The sequence below is a fragment of the Pseudonocardia sp. T1-2H genome, assembly GCF_038039215.1.
Classification (GTDB): Bacteria; Actinomycetota; Actinomycetes; order Mycobacteriales; family Pseudonocardiaceae; genus Pseudonocardia.
Genome location: NZ_JBBPCL010000001.1, coordinates 1,563,090 through 1,580,645 on the forward strand (window position 1 = coordinate 1,563,090; position 17,556 = coordinate 1,580,645).

Consider the following 17,556-nt stretch of genomic DNA (forward strand, 5'->3'; position numbering starts at 1 on the left):
AGATTGCACAGGTCATCCCTGGCGAGTCGGGCTAGCGTGTCGCCCATGCCTGACACCTGGCTGTCCGATACCCGCTCCTCGTACAACACCGACGCCTCCGGATACACCGAGAAGATACGTGGACTGCTCGGTGCGAGCCCTTACCTCCGCGCGAGCCTGGCGTTGTTCGCCGAGTTGGTGCACGGTGCCGGAGGCGGGCCAGTCGTCGATGTCGGCTGCGGGCCGGGGTACGTCACCGGCCACCTCCACGACGCCGGAGTGGACGCGTTCGGCATCGACCTCTCGCCCGAGATGATCGCCATCGCGCGGCGCGACTACCCCGACCTACGCTTCGAGGTTGGGACAATGACCGATCTCGACCTGGCGGACGGCTCGGTCGCTGGCGTACTAGCGTTCTGGTCCGTGATCCATGTGCCCGACCATGCCATGCCCGGCGTGTTCGAGCAGTTCCGCCGAGTGTTGCGCCCAGGCGGTCCGCTGCTGGTCGGCTTTCACGTCGGTGACGAGACACGACACACGTCCGAGGGCTACACGGGTCGCCCGATCAATGTTGAGAGTCACCAGCGCCAGCCGAGCAAGGTCGTGGGCTGGCTTCGTGCCGCGGGGTTCACGATCGAGGCCGAACTGGTCATCGGGCCGGACAAGGACGTCCCGGGAGCTGTCATCTTTGCGCGCAGCAGCGCCTGACCGAGCCTTGACGTCGCCGTCCTACTAGCTATAGCTAGGGGGTCCCCCGCGCCGGTTCGCCCTGGACGCTGCCCGTGGGATCGGACCATCGTGGTCATCGCCGGGGCTCCTGCTCTTCCTTCCGCCGACGTGGTCGCGGCGCCTTGACCAGGAAGAGAAGGTCTGGACCCCGCGGCCACGGGCTGCGCGAAACTGCAGCTCAGAGCGGCTTTCGGCCCGGCGTGGTGCGGGACGTCGAGCGGACCGGGCAGAGCGGCGCCGCAGCGGAGCTCGCTCTGAAGGCCGCGCTGCGCGACCGGAGCCAGGCAACTCGCGACGGCGAGCTCGAGAGCGAGTCGACGGTTCGCCAGCTGGGAGAGCTGTGGCTGGCTGAGACCGACCGTGCTGTCCGCCTCGGCAAGCGCTCGCCGTCGACTGCGCAGCAGTACAACTACCGCTTCGACCGCCACGTCCGCGACGGCCTCGGTGCCCTCCGGGTGCGTGAGCTGACGGTCTCCCGTCTGGACCGGCTCGTCGTCGAGGTTCACGACCGCTTCGGTACGGCGGCGGCCAAGACGACCCGGACTGTGCTCAGCGGCATGATCGGCCTCGCGGTCCGGTACGAAGTGCTGGAGCGCAACCTCGTGCGGGACGTCGGCCGCATCGAGAGCGCAACGTCGTCGGCCCGCGCCCTGGCCATCGACGAGCCCCGTGACCTGCGGAGGAAACTGCGCGCGGATAAGCGGTGCCGGGACTGGGACCTGGTCGACTTCATGCTCGCCTCCGGCTTGCGGATCGGTGAGGGTCCGCGATGACCTGGGCTGTTCCCGATCTCGACGCGGGGACGGCCGAGGTGCGGGGCACGGTCGTCCGGATCACTGATGAAGGCCTGGTGATCAAGCCACGCCCGAAGAGCAAGAGCGGCTTCCGGAAGCTGGAGCTGTCGACGTGGAACGGCCGGAATGCTTCTCCGCCGCCGGGCTGCCGTCGCTCCGAATCAGTGGGACGCCGTCTTCACGTCGCCGAACGGCGGGCTCCGCGACCCGTCGAACACCCAGTCCGATCTCCGGAAGGTGTTCACGGAGGCCGGCTACGACTGGGTGAGCTCGCACGTCTACCGCAAGACCGTCGCAACGCTGATGGACCAGGCCGGGCTCACCGCTCGTCAGGCGGCCGACCAGCTCGCCACTCGAAGGTGTCGATGACGCAGGACAACTACCTCGGCCGGAAGGTCGCCCGGACCGGCGCGGCCGTCGTCCTGGAGGTCTTCGGCACGGCCACCCTGAAACCCATTTCTGGGGGTACTCCGGGGGCCGATCATGGCCCGGAGTCCGAGTCGAAGCCCTGACCTGGCATTGAGTCGGCCCCCGGGGGATCGAACCCCGAACCCGCGGAGTCAAGATCCACTACCTCGACGGGGTCCCGACACTTGCTGTTGACCCTCGTACGCTGCGCAGACTCGCAAGCGCACCTGTCGCGGGCGTCGGCTCGACGCGGGCTTCTGCCGTTGATCTATGGGGGTACTCCGGGGGCACGCCCACGTCCCGCGCCTACTGAGTGCCATCCCGTTGACCTGTCGCCAGACCGACCGGACGGACGCCCGTGGGCGGCCCTCGACGCAACCGCACCTGACCTTGCCACGCTCCGCCCACGGGTGGCCGTCCGGTATACGCCCACCGGGAGGTCTTCGGGATGGCACGGTGCCGCCATCCTGAAGACCTGCCCGCCCGGCGAGGGCATCGACGCATGATGGCTTATGGCGCCCAGGGCACCTCAGTTAGCGATCCGAGATACTTGGACTCTTGAGCCGCCGAACGTATGCGCCCGCTATAGCCGATCGTGTTGAGAATCGCGAAGCGCAAATAGTCAAGAGCAATCTCGGACGCTTCCGCCCACTGGTAGGCCGTCCACCTCGTCGCCTTGTCCCGCGTGGGGTGAATAATGTCGTTGCGCATCTTGATCAAACACTGCAAGGCGTCGCGGGGACTTCCGTCTGACATCGGTCCGAGTATTGATGCCACACCTTGGAAGTGCGTAAAATGAGCCGGAATTCCGAGCGGGACGGAGCAGTCGTTCAGCAGGCGCCTGATCTGCTGACCCGTACTTAAAGCCTCCCATGAACCCTTAGACTCCACGCCCCGGATTTCAACGAAGCGCGAGAATGCTAGCAATTGAAGAGCAGACACCGGCAATGCGACGGCGAGCTCAACATTCACATCGTAGCTAGCAGTGAGATAGTAGGAGATTGCGTACTGGAGCACCTCTTCGCGGTACTCGTCGGCCGTGAAGTCGAGACAGCGGGCAACAATCTGCTCCAGCTGATCCACTGCCTCAGTCTCGTCGAGCAAAGCATGGACGTTTCGCATCCGATCAACGCCGCCGCAATGCCACTTGGCCCAGACAGCCTTAGACTCTTGCCAGCCCACCGGCAGCAGGCACTGCACCGACCGCCCCAGAGCCAAGCTAATCGCAAGTCTGATTGCATTACATGGCTTCTCGGCGTCCGCAGCCGAGAAGCGTGAAGCGTCAACTCGGGTCAACCTGCCGACATGAGTGACGTCACTCGTTCCGCTAGCAGCCAATTGTTGCCAGTACTTCCGAGACAGGGATGCTATCGGGTCGAGCGTTAGAGCCCAGCCGGCCGCCTGGACGCGGATGCCCCCGTCCCACCACACCCACGGCTTCTCACGATCCCTGACGCGTGTGCCGCCGATGCTCTGCCAGCCGTTCGGAATCAGGAAGGTCAGACTGTCGAGGTCGTCCCCTTCGCCGACATCTGGGCTCGCAATTCGATCCTCCATCCAGCTATTGGTAATGCCCTTATCCCAGATAGACGGTTCACCTGACGGTTGGGGAGGAATGCCAAGAGAAGTGTCGACATGTACATCGCCCATCCGCGTCCACTTCGGAGCCTCGGTAGGATCTCCTGCAGCGCCAAAGATGTCATCGATGATGCTGCGATTAGCGCCGCCCCGCGCAATCAAGCGAGGGGTAGGGTTCCAGGTGAAGTGAATGTCGCCTTCATGCTCAACATTTAGGTCCGGCGCTAGGGAGAACTTCCCAGTGTAGATCGGGATGTCGTTACCGATCCCTGCCGGGCGATAGTGATGGGCTACGACCGGATCAAAGTCCTGTCGCGCAACTATAGTTCCCGCGTCGGACGTCTTGTGCGTTGTGTATACGACTGTTCGACCGCCCTCCTCTGCCAGTCGGACATTCGGCGGAAGCCCCCCTTCATTCCGAACCTCCTCCTCATCGCTAGTCAACTTTCGCAGCCTGCCCATCATCCGGCGTACCACAGATCGCATTGTTGACCATGATACGACAAGATCGTCCCGTTCCGGTGTAAACGTCCGCGATAGAACGGATCGAATCGGCCGCGCCGGGTGATGACCGGCCGGAGGCCGCAGTACCGCGCGGGTGGCGCCGCAAGGCGCCCCTGAACAAGGTAGGGGAAGTCTGAACCCCGGGAGGCGTCATCGCCGGGTCGCACTGAGGTGACGGATCCGGTGACTTGCTCAGCGCTAGCCTGATGACGGTGTAGTTGATCGGCAACGAGCAGGAGCGTGGACGAGTGGCACCCCGTGGTACCTACCGGCAGATCGCGGAGGATCTGCGGCAGCGCATCGCCAGGGGGGAGTTCGGTCCCGGCGCGCTCGTGCCGTCTGAGTTGACCCTGGCTGAGGCGCATGAGGTGTCGCGCGGGACGGTGCGTGCCGCACTTGCGATGCTCGTCGACGAGGGTCTCGTGGAGGTCGTCCCGGGGCAGGGCCGGCGGGTGGTTGGTACGCCTGTCAACGTCGAGCCGGTGAGCGCGTACGAGCGGATCGCGGCCGAGTTGTCGGCACGCGTCGCCGCTGGCGAGTTCGGAACGAACGACCCATTGCCAAGCGAGGCGGCCCTTGTGGAGGCGCACGGAGTCTCCCGCAACACGGTGCGGCGCGCGTACAAGCAGCTGGTGGACGCCGGAGTCGTCGTGGTCAAGCAAGGGGCGGGGGCGTACCCGGCTCCACGCTGACGGCGGGTGTTCGCTGCTGCGTCGGCTGGCTACGGTTGATCGTATGACGCGCCCGCAGGACGACGCCGGACGTTGGATCGTGCACAGCGAGCGCCCGATCTACGAGAACGAGTGGGTGACGGTTGGGCTCGCCGACATCTCGGTTCCGTCGGGCGAGAGGTTCGACCACCACACGGTGACGCTGCCGTCCGCTGCGATGACCGTCGTTCTCGACGACGCGGGAGAGAACGTCCTGATGTCCTGGCGCCATCGGTTTGTGCCGGACGTGTGGAACTGGGAGCTGCCGGGCGGTCTGCTCGACGCGGGCGAGTCGCCCGCTGAAACTGCAGCCCGGGAGGTCGAGGAGGAGACCGGCTACCGGCCTCGCTCCGTGGAGCACCTGGTGTCGTTCGAGCCGATGGTCGGCACCGTTCGCAGCGCTCACCACGTGTTCCTCGCTCGGGGTGTCGAGCGCGTTGCGGATGCGACGGAGCTGAATGAGGGCTCGTTCGAGTGGATCTCGCTGGCTGACGTGCCGGAGCTGATTGCGAAGGGCCGCATCGCCAACTCGGGATCGCTGGTCGGGCTCCTGCATGTGCTGGCGTTGAGCGGGCCGACTGCGCGCTCACGCGCCGAGTAGATCGTCGATTCGTCTGCGTTGGCGCTGGGAGCCGGTTCGCCCGGCGAGAGTGGCCGCCCGCTGTGCATGAATTCGGGACTGGGTTGCGTCGCCCCGTGCTTGGAAGGCCAGGGCCAGGTCGACGCGCAGGCTGACCTCCGCCCGGCCGTACTGGCCCTCGCCCATGGCGTCGAGGGCGGCCGTCAGTTCGGTGATGGCGCTGGTTTCGCCGAGTCGTGCGAGGCAGTGGCCGCGCCAGCGGGCGAGGTGGCCGGCGTTGAGCATGACGAACGGGAGTCCTTCCTCGTCCGCGGACGGCAGCTCATCCGCGGCTGCGTCGAGGACCCGCAGAGCTGAGTCGCGGTCGCCGAGATTGGCGAGCACTTCCCCTTCGGCTGCGTGAAGCCACGCCCTGAGCATTGCGGAAACCGCAGTTCCCGCCTGCTCGCGCGTTGATCGAATCAGGGCGAGGGCGTCGGCCGCCTCCCCGGCATCGAGGAGCACGAATCCTTGTTGTGCTCTCGCATAGGCGTAGCCCGCGACCTGGCCGCTTTCGCGTGCGGCTGCTGTCGCCTTCTCGTGGAAGTGCCAGGCCTGATCCAGATGGCCCATGTCGAGTGCCTGCCAGCCGGCCAATGCGGCGGCTTGACCAGCTCGTCGGCGGCGGCTTCGCGATGGGCGCCGGGCAGGGCGTAGCGCATCAGGTCCTCGATGCTGTCGACGTGCCCCGTGGTCTGGTGGTAGATCGCGGCACCGCCCAGGCGACGGTCGAGCAGACGGATGCTCTGGGTCTGCCCGCGGAGCAGTTCGACGAGGCCTGCGTCGAGCCGGGTGAAGGCTGGCCGATCGGGAAGCTCGCCGACCGTCGTCGCGGTCTCCTCGACGAGAGCCGGGTCGACCAGTCCGAGTTCGAACGCAGAGACGCCGTAGACCTCGCACAGGAGGTCTCGATAGAAGTCCCCGACTGCGCCGCCCTGGTTCTCCCAGACGGCGACCCGGCGCCCCAGGCTCTCGTCCTTCGGTAGCTGCACACCACGTCGCACCGCGGCAGTGCGAAGCTCGCGGAGGAGCCGGACCTTCTTCCAGCCGCGGTCTGAGCGGAGCTGTGCCAGGCGGTTCGACATCGCCCTCCTTGATCTTCTCCTGTCTAACCATGACGCCCTGAGCTGCAGGAATCAACCCTGATGCGCCGGGTCGCGTCACCTGACGTCATCCCGCGTCATCTGCCGGCGACCCCTGTCACGGCCGCAATCTCGGTCCCACAGGAGGCAACGGGATTGACAGCCCGACCACTTGTACCTAGCTTCTTCAGTACACGTGCAGAACATGTACAGAAGCGGGGCAGTGATGCAGGGATCGATGGTCAACAAGGAGTCCGCCGAGCCGCCGCGCTTCTACAGCGTCGCGCAGGTCGCTCAGATGCTCGGCATGTCCGCCATGACCGTGTACCGGGCCATCGGCGCCGGGGAGTTCCCGGCGGTCCGAGTGCGGGGCCGACTGATCGTTCCGGCCCGCGCGGTTGCCGAGATGGTCGATGCCGCTGTCGCGAGTCAGGGCGTGGTCGACGCCTCCGGCTGGGTTCCCGGGCAAGCCGCCGGCTGAGTCGCGGCGCAACCAGAGCAGCTGGACGAAAGGACGACTGAGTCGTGAGCAGCGTGGGTTTGTTGATCTTCGGTGCGATCGCGGGCGCGGTGATCTGCGCGAAGGCGCGGTCGGCGATGGGTGCGATCGTGTTCTCGCTGGTGGCGTTGGTGTTGTTCATCGCTACGCCGGTGGGGCAGGGGTTGCCGGGTGCGGTGTCGGGGTTCATGTCGGCGGTGGATCAGGCGTCGACGCCTGCGCTGAACGGTTCCGGGCCGCAGCAGGCCAGCTCGGGGGCCGTCGGATGAGCGGGCGGGAATGGGCGGCGCGGGCTGTGTGCCGGGATGTGGACCCGGAGGTGTTCTTTCCGCTTGCCGAGGCGGGGCCGGAGTTGGTGCGGCAGGAGGCGCGGGCGAAGCGGGTGTGCGCGGGGTGCCCGGTGCTCGCCGAGTGCCGCGAGTTCGCGGTGGCCGAGCTGGGGCACTGGGTGGCGGGCGGGTTGAGCGAGTCCGAGCGACGCGAACTGCGGGCTCGACTTCCGCGGCCTGCGGTCGCGGCGGCTGCGGTGGCGGTGGTGGTGCCGTCGTCGGCGTCGAAGCGGGAGCTGGCGACGGCGGGTCGGGCGGCGATCCGGGCCGGGGCTGGCCGGGCCGAGGTGGCGCGGGAGTTCGGGGTGACGCCGCGGACGGTCGAGCGGTGGGTGGCGCAGGCGCGCGAGGAGCAGAGAAAGCGGGGTGCGGCGTGAACGCGGGTGCGAGGAGCGAGGCGATGGCCGCGGTGCGGTCGCAGGTGGGTCAGGTGGTGCGGCGTGCGGCGCGGGATGTGTTCGGGGCGTCGATCGTGGAGGCCCCGGTGGAGGGGTTCCGGCTGTTGACCCGGTCGGCGTTGGATGACCCGCGGGCGGGGATCCGGGCGGCGTTGGCGGTGCAGGGGATCGCGGGTTCGCTGGTGGGGGGTATGCCAGGGAGGCGCGGGCGGCGGGCCGGTCATGGGAGGACATCGCCGAGGTCCTCGGGATCGAGGACGACCGCGACGGCTATTGCGGTCGGGGTGAGGTGGTGTATCGGGTTCTGGTCGAGAGCGAGCCGCTGCCGGGTGCGGAGCGTTCCCGATTCGAGCGGTCCTCGACGTACTGGCGGTGCGGGTCATGCCAGGAGCGTGTGACCGATCGGGGTCCGTTCGAGTCCCACCCTGCCGACAACGAGTCCGGACACGCCGGGTCCTGCGTCCGCCACGCCGCCGACGTCGCGGCCTACGTGCGGGATCGGGGGTGGTGAGCATGTGGACGCTGATCCTGATCGTGGCCCCGATCGCCGGAGCGGTGATCGCGGCCAAGCGCGGCGCCAAGGCCCTCGCCGTCCTGCTCGGCGGGGTGGCGCTCCTCCCGCTATGGGGCGTTATCGCGGTGGCCGGCCTTCCGGTGCTGCTGATGGGCGCCGCCCTGGTCGGGGTGGTCGCCTGGCATCGGTGGTCGCGGTCCTCGTCGACGGTGACCCGTTGGGGCGCCCGGTCGCGGCGCAAGTCCGGAGTCGCCTCGACCTGGGATGTGGTCCGGTTCGCCGGTGGGTGGGCGATGCTGCGCAAGGCCGCCCAGGTCCGCCCGTCGTTCGCCGGCCTCTCCCGCCGTGCCCTGGTCACCGGGGTGCGGGTGTCGGAGGTCGCGGTGCGGTTGTGCCGGGTGGGGTGGGCGACGGTATGGGCCTCGATCGAGGACGTCGTGCTCGTCACCGGGTCTCCACGGATCGGGAAGACGGGCTGGCTGGCGGGTCAGATCATCGATTCCCCCGGCGCGGTGCTGGTGACCTCGACCAAGCTGGACCTGCACGAGTTGTGCACCCCGTACCGGCAGCGCCTGGGCCCGGTGTTCGTGTTCAACGCCGTCGGGTTGGGGGAGCAGCCCTCGACGATCACGTTCGACCCGTTGACTGGGTGCGGGGATCCGGTGACCGCAGCCGAGCGGGCCGCGGACATGCTTTCCGCCGTCTCCTCCGGAGGCGGCGGGGACCGGGAGTACTGGGAAGCTCCAAGGCCGCCGCGTCCTGGAAGCACTCCTGCACGCCGCAGCGCTCGGGCACCGGTCGATGCGTGAGGTCCTGGGGTGGGTCGCCGACCCCGACGGGGCGCGTAAGGAGGTGACCGGTCTGCTGCGGCGTTCGCCGGAGCCGGCGTTCGGGGTGAGCTTCGAGCAGTTCGTGGGCACCAACGACCGCACCCGCACGAGCATCACCTCGACGATCATGCCGACGATGGGGTGGCTGACCTCCGCCCCGGCGCGGGAGGCTGCCGGGCTGGGCCCGGAGGGGGCGCGTCCGTTCGACGTCGCCGAGCTCCTGGAGTCCAGGGCGACGGTGTTCCTGCTGGGTGGGGAGGAGTCTCACGCTGCGCCGCTGGTGTGTGCGTTGACCGGGCACATCGCCCGTGAGGCCCGGCGGATCGCGGCGACGAGGCCGGGTGGCCGGTTGGACCCGCCGTTGCGCGTGGCGCTGGACGAGGCCGCGCTGATCTGCCCGGTCCCGCTGGAGTCGTGGACGGCGGACATGGGCGGGCGCGGGGTCACGATCCTGTGCGTCGTGCAGTCCCGGGCCCAGCTCCTGGCCCGCTACGGTGAGCACGGGGCGGCGACGATCCTGAACAACGCGGGTGCGGTGATGGTGTTCGGCGGGTCGCGGGATAAGCAGGATTTGGAGTTCTGGTCGACGCTGAGCGGGGACCGTGACGAGTCCTCAGACACCACCGACCCCCACGGCCGCACCCGGTCGCGCTCGAGCCGCAAAACACCGGTGCTCTCGCCCGCGCAGATCGCGGCCATGCGCCCGGGGCGGGTGTTGGTGATCCGTCGTGGGATCGCCCCGGTGGTCGGGCAGGCGCAGATGGCGTGGCGGCGCCCGGACATGCGCTGGGCCGCCCTGTCCCGGCGGCGGCCGAACCTGGCGCGACGGATCGCCGCCCTGGTGGCGCGGGTGCCGGGTGTGCGGTCGTGGGTGGCGCTGCTGGTCCCGGGCTGGCCCGGACAGGTTCTCGCCCCCGCCCCGGCTCGTGAGGCGCTCGACGAGGGCCTGGTGATCGAGGGCCAGGTCTATGACACCGACCAGGACAGCAGCGCCGAGCAGCCGGGCGAGGCCCCGGAGCAGGCGCAGGCCGAGGCCGGGCAGCCGGTGACGGCGGAGCGGAGCACCTCATGAACCCCCACGAGGAGATCCGGTTCTCTGCCCAGCACGGCGGGCACGACACCGCCCCGGCCGTTCTCCTGGTCCTGCTCGTGCTGACGATCACCGCCACGGTCGCGGTCGTGGTGACCGGCACCGGCCTGGTGATTGCGGCGGCCACTGCCGCGGGTGGGGTGCTGACGGTGGCGGGAGCCCGGGTGTTGGCGCGTCGGGTGTGGGAGCGCCGCGAGGACGCCGCGGATGAGATCGAGGGGGCCCGCTGGTGGGCCACCCAGCAGAACCACCGCACGAGCAGCACGGAGTTGTCGCCCGGTGAGCCGGGCCCGCGGGAGCTGACCCGCTAGACCCCGCCGCCGGCGCGGGGACACGTTCGCCGGCACTCCCTGCAGTGATTTCGGGACGCGAGGACGTCGCGGCCTTGGTTTGCGCTGCCCGAAACCCGGGCGGGCACACGAGGAGGACACACGATGAGCAGCACCACGAACAGCCAGCACGACCGGTACGCCCGCGAGATCGACGACCCGGACGCGTCTCTGGTGCCGGTGTCCGCGACCGAGGCCGCGGCCAGGATCTCGGTGGAGGCGGGCCGGTCGCCTCAGGTAGCCGAGGCGATCGTACGCGCCTACCTCGACGACCTCTCCGCCGAAGTCGGGGTGCCAGTGCACCAGTGGGGCCTCGACGCCGCGGACGTGGCGGAAGCGCGGCGCCGGTTCGAGTGGGTGGACTTCGAGCAGGGCGAAACCGTCGAGGCGGCCCGCACCCGGGCCGCGCGGGAGGCGGCCGCGTGGACAAGGGCGGCAGCCACGATCGACCGGGACCAGGCCCACGGCCGGGGCGGCCGTATCGACCAGGAGGTCCGGTACTGGACCGAGCGAGCCCGCACCGGCGATCAGGACGAGGACCGGGCCCAGGACGCCAAGGCGGGGGCTGGGCAGGAGCACGCCGAGCCGTTCGGCCCCGGGGCGGCTGGGCAGGATCCGCTCGACCGGGCGCGGCAGGCCTGCACGGTGCTGCCTGCCCAGACCAGCGTCGCTGCCGCCCTCGACGACACCGTGCCCAGCGCTGGGCTCCACGAGGCCGACGGCGCGGCGGCGGCCGCGGGAGAGGCGGTGTCGCGATGAGCACGAACCCTGAGGAGGCCGGGTCCGGGGCGGTGGCCGGGCTGGCCCGGGAGGTCGACGCGCTGCGCCGCGAAGTCGGTGGACTGGCCGGGGTCCCGGAGCGGGTCGACGAGCTCGCCGCGCTGCTGGCCCGGCTGGCGGATTCGGTGGCGGCGCTCTCGGCGCGCAAGGCGGCCCCGGCGGCGCCGTCCTGGCTGCTCGCCCCCGAGGACCAAGCCGCGACCGGTGAGTTGCTCAACGGGCTCGCGGGCTGGCTGGGGGAGGTGTTCCTGCGTTACCCGGACGGGGTCGAGGTGTTGCCGGAGTGCTGGTGCTGGCACCCCGACGTCGTCGAGGAGCTGGTGTGGCTGATGCACGCCTGGTCGGCCGCCTACCAGGGCGCAGGGGCGTCGGCGGGGTTGGCGGGGGACTGGCACGACCGTCAGCGCCCCGGCGTCGTGCGCCGCATCCGCGCGACGGCGGGGACGTGTTCGCGGGAGAACCACCAGACCCGCCCCGGCTGGACCACCACCACGAGCGCCGCTCGCGTGGTGCCCGCGGTCGCCGACCTCGGCGCGATCGCCGAGTGGTGGGCCACCGACCGGGCCGGTACGGCCCCGCAGGCCCCAGATGTCGAGCACGAGTCGTCTCTGATCGGGGCGGCGATGAACGGAGCAGGAAGTTTCCGATGACCACCGCCCACCATCACCGCGCCGAGGACCGGGCCGGAACTGACCGCGTTGACGCGCCCTTGTCAACGAGTGGCGGCTGGGTGCGGGCCGCGGTGTGGCTGCCCGGCCTGGCCGTCGCGGTCGGGGCGGCGGTGGCGACCGCGCACGGGCTCTACGAGGTCGCCGCGGCCGCGACCGTGCCGACGCTGATCGCCTGGCTCTACCCGCTGATCACCGACGGGCTCGCACTCGTCGCCTACACCGCCACTGCCCGCCTGGCCGGGTCCGCGCGGCGCTACGCGTGGGGCGTGGTCGTCCTGGCCGCCGGCCTGTCCGGTCTGGCCCAGGCCAGCTACCTCGCCTCCGTCGACACGAGCGCCGCGCCCGGAGCGGACGGCACGGCGGCGGCGTTCGAAGTCTCGGCCGCTCTGCGGTTCGGGATCGGGGCCTGGCCCGCGATCGCCGCCGCAGTGGTAGCGCACCTGCTCTACCTCCTGGCCGAGTCCGCCCGCCCCGAGCACGACCGGCCGCCCGCCGCCGCGCCGTCGAGCGAGGAGCCCCCAGTAGCCGTAGCCCCGCCCCGGCCGGAGATCACCGCCGCCGCGGCGCCGGTGACCGAGCCGCTGACGGTCGTCCGCGAGCAGGTCGCGGTCGAGTTGGTCGGCGCGCCGGTACTCGCGCTGTCCACCGGTCACCGTTCAGGCCCGGGTGTTCACCCGGCCCTGTTCAACACCCCCGCTGTACAAGCCGACGCACTGAACACCACCCCCACTGAACACCGCCCGGAACCGGGCGCAGGTGTTCAGCCCGGGGCGGCCCCGGCGGTCCCGGCCCGACGGGTCAACAGCACCTCGGACCGTTCACCGTCCAAGCCCTTGGATTCCCCGGTCCGGGACCGAGCCGAGGGCGTGGCACGGGCGCACCTGGAGCGCCGGGGCGCGCTGCCCACGGTCTCGGAACTGGAGCAGGCCGCGCAGGTGTCCCGAGGCACCGCCGCCGCCGTCCTCAAGACCCTCCGCGAGACCCCGAACGCCGTCGAGAGCCAGAACTACGACCGCTCCCTGAGCGAGAACGAGCACCAGAACTCATGACCCACAACGCACTCATCACCACGACCAGCACCACCAGACCAACAACCAGCCAGATCACCTATCAAGACACCAAGACCACGACCACAGCCAAGAACACGACCAGGACCAAGACCCAAAACGAGGATGCACACCTTTGCATCACGATCCCAGGGCCCGTTCCGGCCTCCGGCCGCCCGGGAACCGCCACCCCGCTATTTGATCTTGAGTGTGCGGCACTGACGGCCGGGACAAGGTGGTTTTCGTGCTGAGGATCAGCAACGGTTACAGCCCGGAGTACCTGTTGAAGGAGGTCGCGACCGGGCGGGAGAACTACTACACCGGCGCGGTCGCCGAGGGCGAGCCCCCGGGGCGCTGGTGGGGCGCCGGCGCGGAGAAGCTCGGCCTGCGCGGCCTGGTCGACGCCGCGGATATGCGGGCGGTCTACGAGCGGTTCCTCGACCCGCGCTGCGAGGGGTTCAACGACCCGTCCCGGTGGGAGGAGGTGAACACCCTCGGGCAGACCGGTCGGGCGTACAAGTCCGAGGAGGAGTTGTACGCCGAGGCGATTGAACGCGAGCCCGGCGCGAGCCCTGAACGCCGCGCTGAACTCCGGGTCGAGGCGGGCAAGAACGCGCGGCGGAACGTGGCGTTCTACGACGCCACGTTCAGTGTTCAAAAGTCGGTGACGCTGCTGCACACGGCGTTCGAGGCCAAGGAAGTCGCTGCCCGTACAGCCGGGGACGAGGAGTCGGCGCAGGCGTGGGGTCGGTTCCGGACCGCGGTGGAGGACGCGATCTGGGCGGGCAACAACGCCGGCCTCACCTACTTGCAGGACAAGGCCGGCTACACCCGCATCGGGCACCACGGCGGCGCCGCTGGGCGCCATGCGGATGCCCACGAGTGGACCGTCGCGTCCTTCTTCCAGCACGATTCCCGGGAGCGGGATCCGCAGCTGCATATCCACAACACGATCCTGAACCGGGTCGAGGGCCCGGACGGGAAGTGGCTGACCGTGGACGGGCGGAGCCTGCACCGCTGGCGCACGGCGGGGGCGGCAGTGGCGGAGCGGACGACGGAGGAACGGATCACCGCCACCCTCGGCATGCTCCTGGCCACGCGCCCGGACGGGAAAGCCCGCGAGGTCGTCGGCGTGTCGGCGGAGGCGATGGACCTGATCTCTACCCGGCGGCGCAAGCTCACTGCGAAGGCTGCGGAGCTGGTCGCGGACTTCGAGGCGCGCTACGGGCGGGCCCCGACCAGCTACGAGCGCGAGCGGATCCACCAGGCCGCCACGCTGGTCACACGGAAGGCGAAGTCGCACGACGGGGAGACCCGCGCCGAGCTGCTGGAGCGCATCGACTCCCGGATCCGCGCCGACATCAGTGGTGGGCTGGCCGGGGTCGCCGACGCCGCCCTGGCCGCCCGCACCGGGAACGTGGCGGCGCAGACCTGGTCTCCATCGGCGGTGATGGAGACCGCGCTGGCGGATGTGCAGTCCCGTAAGGCGGCCTGGACCCGCGCGGACCTGACCGCGGCGATCAACGCCGCGCTGCCGGACTACCTGGGCACTACCGACGGGGCTGACGTCGCCCGGTTGCTCGACGGTCTCACTGAGCAGGCATTGCGCTCGGCGACCCCGCTCGACGCGGCCCGGCCGGCGGACGAGGCGCTCCCGGCCGCGCTGCGCCTGGCCAACGGCGAATCGGTCTACCAACAGCCCGGGGCGCAGCTCTACGCCACACCCGACCACGTCCGCACCGAGCGCTACCTCGTCGCGGCGGCCGCGCACGGCGACGCCGCCACCCTGCCCGCGGCGCAGGTCGAGCGGTTCCTGACTGGGCTGGCCGAGCAGGGCATCGAACTCGGGGTCGACCAGGCCGCCGCCGTCCGCGGCGTCCTCACCTCCGGTGCCCGGATCGAGACCCTGGTCGGCCCGGCCGGGACCGGGAAATCCTTCGTCGTCGGTGCCCTGGCGAAGGCCTGGTCGGACCCGGAACTCTCCGGAGGCCCGGTGCGGCGGGTGTTCGGGTTGGCGACCTCCCAGGTCGCGACCAACGTCCTGGCGGGTGAGGGCTTGCGGGCGCGGAATGTGTCGCGCTGGCTCACGACGCAGGAGCGGCTGGCCGCGCCGGGTGCCGAAATCCAGGCCCAGGCGCAGGGCGAGGATGCGTCGTGGCGGTTGCACGCCGGGGACCTGGTGGTTGTCGACGAGTCCGCGATGACCGACACCGCCGCCCTCGCAGCGATCCACAAAATTCTCGACGCCGCGGGCGCCAAGCTGCTGCTGGTGGGCGACCACAAGCAGCTCGCCGCGGTCGGCGCCGGCGGCGGCATGGACCTCCTCGCGAACTCCGGTGCCCGCTACGAGCTCGCCGACGCGCGCCGGTTCACCGCCGACTGGGAACGGGCCGCGTCGCTGCGGCTGCGTGCGGGCGACGAGGCGGTGTTGCGGGACTATCACCAGCACGGCCGCCTGTTGGACTCCGGCACCGTTGCGCAGGCGGAGGAGTCCGCTACGCGAGCGTGGTTGGCCGATACCCTCGCCGGACAGCGTTCGTTGCTGCTGGTCGACAGCAACGAGCAGGCCGCCCGTCTGTCGTCGGAGCTGCGCGCTGAGCTGGTCCGCCTCGGTCGCGTCGAGGAGACGGGAGTGTCGCTCGGGCTCGAGGGCACCACCGCCGGGGTCGGGGACGTGGTGCAGGCGCGTCGCAACGGCTGGCACCTCGCCGGGGTCGAGGGGAACCGGCGCGGGCCGATCAACCGCGAGACATACAAAGTGACCGCGGTACGCGAGGACGGCTCGCTCGAGGTGACCCCGGCGACCGGACCTGCCGTCGACGGAATGACACCGGAACGAATGGTCCTGCCCACCGAGTACGTGGCCGCGGACCTGGCGCTCGGCTACGCCACCACCGTGCACGCCGCCCAGGGCGCCACGGTCGACACCGCGCACACCGTCGTCACCGGGCGCACCGGCCCGGCCGCGCTCTATGTCGGGATGTCGCGGGGGCGGGAGTCCAACACCGCGCACGTGATGACCGTGTCGGTGGTCGAGGATGCCGCGGACGGGCGGGAGGACCAGACGATCCACCGTGACCCGATCGCGGCCCTGTCCGGGCTGCTGGACCCCGACGAGGCCCGCGGGTCCAAGTCCGCCCTTGCCACGGCCACCGAGTCCAGTAGCGAGACCGAGGCAGTTCGCACCCCGGCGGAGCTGCTTGCCGACGCCTCCCAGCTCGCCGCGACCGACCGCACCGTGACCTGGCTCGACGAGCTGACCGCCGATGGGACCCTGTCGTTCCTGGAGCGGGCGCGAATCGCTGCCGAGGACGGTGCCGCGTCCCTGACCCGCGTGCTGCGGCGCGCGGAGCTGGCCGGGCGTGACGCCCGCCAGACCCTCGTCGACGCCGTCGCCGGACGGCCGTTGTCGGGGGCGCGCAACGTCACCAACGTCGTCTACGCCCGGATCACCGAGCGCGACCGGTTCGACCCAGAAGGCAGATCCTGGGCCGAGTGGACCCCCACCGTCACCGACCCGGAGTGGCAGTCCTACCTCGCCCGCCTCGCCGCGGCCGCGGATCAGCGCACCGCCGATCTCGGCGCCCAGGCTGCTGTTGACGCGTCCGGGTGGGCGGTGCAGACCTTCGGTGAGGTCCCGGAGGACCCGACGGAGCGGGCGAGCTGGCAGGAGAAGGTCGCGACCGTCGCCGGCTACCGGGAGCTGCGCGGCCACGACAGCGACGACCCCGCTGATGTCCTCGGTCAAGCGCCGGCGCCGGGGCAGACCGAGGCGTTTGCCGCCTACCGGGCCGCGTGGCGCACCCTCGGGCGCGCGGACACCGACCGCGAGGAGATGGAACTGACCGACGGGCAACTCCACGTCCGCGTCCGTGCCGCGGCGAGGGAGGACGCATGGGGCCCCCGCTACGTCGGCAACGAACTGGCCGGCACCCGCCAGGCCGCGGCGTCACAGCGCCAGACCGTCGCGCTGCGCACCGCCGAAGCCGCCGCCGCCGACCCGGACGAGCAGGGACGGCTGGAACAGGAAGCCGCCGACGCCGCCGCCTTGGCACAGGTGCTCGACGAGCAGGCGGCGAAGTTGCAGGAGATCGACGATGCCCGCGCGATCTGGCTCGCCCACACCGCCCAAACCAGGGTCAGGGGCGAGCGATCCAAGGCCGAGCTGGCGATCCGCCACACCGACGAGGAACCAGAACCACAGGTGACCGCGGAGGAATGGATCACCGCCGACAAGGCCGCCCGGGAAGAGGACGACGCCCACCGCGACATCACCGAGGCCGACCTCTACCAACCCGACCAGCACCACACCCGCGCCGAGGACACCGACGACACAGGAGAGGCCACCGTCAGGACCAGAGACGAACGAATGGAGGTAGCGGTCGAGCCGGACGTGCGGGAGATCGCCGTGCGCGAGCCCGCCCAGGTCGACGAAGACGTCGTGCGGGTCCCGTCCGCCGACGAGACCAGCGTGGCGCTCGATGACGCCCGCCGGGCACTCGCCGAGGTCACCGCCCGCCAGGTCCTCGACGCGCAAGACACCGAACAGCGCGCCGCAGAACTGGTGCGCTGGCACACCGACGACCACCCCGCCGAACACGGCATCGAGGAAGAACGCAGCCCCGGCGACGAGTACGCCGACGCCTAGGCTAGGCGACCGGATCAGC

At 70.3% G+C, this 17,556-nt stretch carries 19 protein-coding genes; 16 read left to right on the top strand and 3 right to left on the bottom strand.

Annotated elements, in window-relative coordinates; translation table 11 throughout:
• The first annotated feature begins 45 nt into the window (after positions 1 to 45).
• The 4 genes from WBK50_RS07850 to WBK50_RS07865 all read left to right on the top strand — a co-directional run bounded on the left by WBK50_RS07850 (position 46) and on the right by WBK50_RS07865 (position 2,014).
• The gene (locus WBK50_RS07850; protein ID WP_341334946.1) at positions 46 to 687 is read left to right on the top strand and encodes a class I SAM-dependent methyltransferase; all 642 of its coding nucleotides are present in this window, start codon (positions 46 to 48) and stop codon (positions 685 to 687) included.
• Between the two features lie 221 nt (positions 688 to 908).
• Positions 909 to 1,481 carry a hypothetical protein gene (locus WBK50_RS07855; RefSeq protein ID WP_341334947.1) on the top strand — a complete coding sequence of 191 codons (573 nt, stop codon included), beginning with the start codon at positions 909 to 911 and terminating at the stop codon, positions 1,479 to 1,481.
• A gap of 147 nt (positions 1,482 to 1,628) precedes the next feature.
• Complete coding sequence (locus WBK50_RS07860) at positions 1,629 to 1,871, top strand: hypothetical protein (RefSeq protein WP_341334948.1); 243 nt, start codon at positions 1,629 to 1,631, stop codon at positions 1,869 to 1,871.
• A complete protein-coding gene (locus tag WBK50_RS07865) occupies positions 1,868 to 2,014 on the top strand; it encodes a hypothetical protein (RefSeq protein ID WP_341334949.1) in 147 nt (48 codons plus the stop codon). Before WBK50_RS07860 ends, WBK50_RS07865 begins: the two co-directional genes overlap by 4 nt.
• Before the next feature lie 406 nt (positions 2,015 to 2,420).
• Here WBK50_RS07865 and WBK50_RS07870 read toward each other — a convergent pair whose 3' ends face one another.
• Entirely contained in the window at positions 2,421 to 3,953 is a 1,533-nt protein-coding gene (locus tag WBK50_RS07870; RefSeq protein WP_341334950.1) for a hypothetical protein, read from the bottom strand.
• Positions 3,954 to 4,210: 257 nt separating this feature from the next.
• On the opposite strand from WBK50_RS07870, the gene WBK50_RS07875 reads away from it, so the two are divergent.
• Positions 4,211 to 4,684, top strand: a complete 474-nt coding sequence (locus WBK50_RS07875; protein ID WP_341334951.1) for a GntR family transcriptional regulator — start codon at positions 4,211 to 4,213, stop codon at positions 4,682 to 4,684.
• Between the two features lie 43 nt (positions 4,685 to 4,727).
• On the top strand, positions 4,728 to 5,303 hold the full coding sequence (locus WBK50_RS07880; RefSeq protein WP_341334952.1) for an NUDIX hydrolase: 576 nt from the start codon (positions 4,728 to 4,730) through the stop codon (positions 5,301 to 5,303).
• On the opposite strand, the gene WBK50_RS07885 is transcribed toward WBK50_RS07880, so the two are convergent.
• Positions 5,289 to 5,786 (bottom strand): hypothetical protein, encoded by a 498-nt coding sequence (locus WBK50_RS07885; RefSeq protein ID WP_341334953.1) that lies wholly within the window; start codon positions 5,784 to 5,786, stop codon positions 5,289 to 5,291. The two genes, WBK50_RS07880 and WBK50_RS07885, sit on opposite strands and share 15 nt — an antisense overlap.
• A complete protein-coding gene (locus tag WBK50_RS07890; RefSeq protein WP_341334954.1) occupies positions 5,744 to 6,406 on the bottom strand; it encodes a hypothetical protein in 663 nt (220 codons plus the stop codon). Before WBK50_RS07890 ends, WBK50_RS07885 begins: the two co-directional genes overlap by 43 nt.
• Before the next feature lie 223 nt (positions 6,407 to 6,629).
• Here WBK50_RS07890 and WBK50_RS07895 point away from each other — a divergent pair, with 223 nt between their 5' ends.
• From WBK50_RS07895 to mobF, 10 genes are all read left to right on the top strand, one after another.
• Positions 6,630 to 6,884: a helix-turn-helix domain-containing protein gene (locus WBK50_RS07895; protein ID WP_341339335.1), complete on the top strand. Its 255-nt coding sequence runs from the start codon at positions 6,630 to 6,632 to the stop codon at positions 6,882 to 6,884.
• 44 nt (positions 6,885 to 6,928) lie between these two features.
• Positions 6,929 to 7,171 carry a hypothetical protein gene (locus tag WBK50_RS07900; RefSeq protein WP_341334955.1) on the top strand — a complete coding sequence of 81 codons (243 nt, stop codon included), beginning with the start codon at positions 6,929 to 6,931 and terminating at the stop codon, positions 7,169 to 7,171.
• A complete protein-coding gene (locus WBK50_RS07905; RefSeq protein ID WP_341334956.1) occupies positions 7,168 to 7,608 on the top strand; it encodes a WhiB family transcriptional regulator in 441 nt (146 codons plus the stop codon). The genes WBK50_RS07900 and WBK50_RS07905 overlap by 4 nt, the downstream gene beginning before the upstream one ends.
• Before the next feature lie 534 nt (positions 7,609 to 8,142).
• On the top strand, positions 8,143 to 8,952 hold the full coding sequence (locus WBK50_RS07910) for a hypothetical protein (protein ID WP_341334957.1): 810 nt from the start codon (positions 8,143 to 8,145) through the stop codon (positions 8,950 to 8,952).
• 43 nt (positions 8,953 to 8,995) lie between these two features.
• Entirely contained in the window at positions 8,996 to 10,045 is a 1,050-nt protein-coding gene (locus WBK50_RS07915; protein WP_341334958.1) for a type IV secretory system conjugative DNA transfer family protein, read from the top strand.
• The gene (locus WBK50_RS07920; protein WP_341334959.1) at positions 10,042 to 10,374 is read left to right on the top strand and encodes a hypothetical protein; all 333 of its coding nucleotides are present in this window, start codon (positions 10,042 to 10,044) and stop codon (positions 10,372 to 10,374) included. Before WBK50_RS07915 ends, WBK50_RS07920 begins: the two co-directional genes overlap by 4 nt.
• Before the next feature lie 123 nt (positions 10,375 to 10,497).
• Positions 10,498 to 11,151: a hypothetical protein gene (locus tag WBK50_RS07925; RefSeq protein WP_341334960.1), complete on the top strand. Its 654-nt coding sequence runs from the start codon at positions 10,498 to 10,500 to the stop codon at positions 11,149 to 11,151.
• A complete protein-coding gene (locus WBK50_RS07930) occupies positions 11,148 to 11,822 on the top strand; it encodes a hypothetical protein (RefSeq protein ID WP_341334961.1) in 675 nt (224 codons plus the stop codon). Before WBK50_RS07925 ends, WBK50_RS07930 begins: the two co-directional genes overlap by 4 nt.
• Positions 11,819 to 12,892, top strand: a complete 1,074-nt coding sequence (locus WBK50_RS07935; protein ID WP_341334962.1) for a hypothetical protein — start codon at positions 11,819 to 11,821, stop codon at positions 12,890 to 12,892. Before WBK50_RS07930 ends, WBK50_RS07935 begins: the two co-directional genes overlap by 4 nt.
• Before the next feature lie 241 nt (positions 12,893 to 13,133).
• The gene (mobF, locus tag WBK50_RS07940; RefSeq protein WP_341334963.1) at positions 13,134 to 17,537 is read left to right on the top strand and encodes a MobF family relaxase; all 4,404 of its coding nucleotides are present in this window, start codon (positions 13,134 to 13,136) and stop codon (positions 17,535 to 17,537) included.
• Positions 17,538 to 17,556: the final 19 nt, after the last annotated feature.

Bases quoted from the DNA above. Each gene is read 5' to 3' on its own strand.
- WBK50_RS07850 (WP_341334946.1), top strand. From the start codon at position 46: ATGCCTGACACCTGGCTGTCCGATACCCGCTCCTCGTACAACACCGAC.
- WBK50_RS07860 (WP_341334948.1), top strand. From the start codon at position 1,629: ATGCTTCTCCGCCGCCGGGCTGCCGTCGCTCCGAATCAGTGGGACGCC.
- WBK50_RS07865 (WP_341334949.1), top strand. From the start codon at position 1,868: ATGACGCAGGACAACTACCTCGGCCGGAAGGTCGCCCGGACCGGCGCG.
- WBK50_RS07870 (WP_341334950.1), bottom strand. From the start codon at position 3,953: ATGATGGGCAGGCTGCGAAAGTTGACTAGCGATGAGGAGGAGGTTCGG.
- WBK50_RS07880 (WP_341334952.1), top strand. From the start codon at position 4,728: ATGACGCGCCCGCAGGACGACGCCGGACGTTGGATCGTGCACAGCGAG.
- WBK50_RS07890 (WP_341334954.1), bottom strand. From the start codon at position 6,406: ATGTCGAACCGCCTGGCACAGCTCCGCTCAGACCGCGGCTGGAAGAAG.
- WBK50_RS07895 (WP_341339335.1), top strand. From the start codon at position 6,630: ATGCAGGGATCGATGGTCAACAAGGAGTCCGCCGAGCCGCCGCGCTTC.
- WBK50_RS07905 (WP_341334956.1), top strand. From the start codon at position 7,168: ATGAGCGGGCGGGAATGGGCGGCGCGGGCTGTGTGCCGGGATGTGGAC.
- WBK50_RS07910 (WP_341334957.1), top strand. From the start codon at position 8,143: ATGTGGACGCTGATCCTGATCGTGGCCCCGATCGCCGGAGCGGTGATC.
- WBK50_RS07920 (WP_341334959.1), top strand. From the start codon at position 10,042: ATGAACCCCCACGAGGAGATCCGGTTCTCTGCCCAGCACGGCGGGCAC.
- WBK50_RS07925 (WP_341334960.1), top strand. From the start codon at position 10,498: ATGAGCAGCACCACGAACAGCCAGCACGACCGGTACGCCCGCGAGATC.
- WBK50_RS07930 (WP_341334961.1), top strand. From the start codon at position 11,148: ATGAGCACGAACCCTGAGGAGGCCGGGTCCGGGGCGGTGGCCGGGCTG.
- WBK50_RS07935 (WP_341334962.1), top strand. From the start codon at position 11,819: ATGACCACCGCCCACCATCACCGCGCCGAGGACCGGGCCGGAACTGAC.